The sequence below is a fragment of the Streptomyces sp. MMG1121 genome (assembly GCF_001280015.1).
In the GTDB taxonomy this organism is placed as follows: Bacteria; Actinomycetota; Actinomycetes; order Streptomycetales; family Streptomycetaceae; genus Streptomyces.
The window spans coordinates 1-243 of record NZ_LGDV01000151.1 but is presented as its reverse complement, the minus strand read 5'-3'; the positions used below and the strand labels follow the sequence as shown (position 1 = coordinate 243).

At 67.5% G+C, this 243-nt stretch carries 1 protein-coding gene; it reads right to left on the bottom strand.

Translation table 11 applies throughout. The features are described 5' to 3' along the window. The coding region (locus ADK64_RS47200) for a hypothetical protein (protein WP_234384570.1) at positions 1-243 on the bottom strand (243 nt) is incomplete at both ends.

Genomic DNA, 243 nt, shown 5'->3' with positions numbered 1-243 from the left:
CGAATGAAAGGCATGCGACACCCGCAACCGCTTCACCCGACGACCGCCCAGGCCCCCGGTCACCGCCAGCACCGCATGCTCGACACCCGACAGCACCAGAGAGGTGGGCCCGTTGACAGCCGCGACGCTCACACCCTCCGACAACAGCGGAACTACTTCCTCCTCCGTCGCCTCCACCGCCACCATCACACCACCAGCCGGCAACGCCTGCATCAAACGACCCCGCGCCACCACCAAAGCCGC